We start from the raw sequence: 513 nt of genomic DNA on the forward strand, positions 1-513 counted from the left end.
TGGGGCAGCCGGAGCTGACGCAGGAGCGCTTCCTGGCCGATCCCTTCGTGAAGGACGGGGCAGGGCGGATGTACCGCACCGGCGACCTGGTGCGCTGGCTGGAGACGGGGCGGCTGGCCTTCGTGGGTCGCAACGACGAGCAGGTGAAGCTGCGCGGCTACCGCATCGAGCTGGGCGAGATCGAGGCCCGCTTGCTGGCACAGCCCGGCGTGCGCGAGGCGGTGGTGCTGGCCCGCGAGGACGAGCCGGGGCTCAAGCGTCTGGTGGCCTACGTGGTGCAGGACAGTTCGGAGGACAGTTCGGAGGACAACGCGCTGTCGATGCAGGCGCTGCGCCAGGCCCTGGAGCAGGAGCTCCCTGCCTACATGGTGCCCAGCGCCTTCGTTCCCATGCCCGCGCTGCCCCTGACGCCCAACGGCAAGCTGGACCGCCGCGCCCTGCCGGCGCCAGACCTGCAGGCCCTGGCCGCCCGCGGCTACGAAGCCCCGCAAGGCGAGCTGGAAGAACAGCTGG

General features: G+C 71.5%; 1 protein-coding gene. It reads left to right on the forward strand.

What is annotated here, in order from left to right; all coding sequences use genetic code 11:
• On the forward strand, positions 1–513 hold a 513-nt coding region (locus H5407_RS23575; RefSeq protein ID WP_183106917.1), incomplete at both ends, for an AMP-binding enzyme.

The sequence above is a fragment of the Mitsuaria sp. WAJ17 genome, from assembly GCF_014174515.1.
Lineage (GTDB): Bacteria > Pseudomonadota > Gammaproteobacteria > Burkholderiales > Burkholderiaceae_C > Roseateles_B.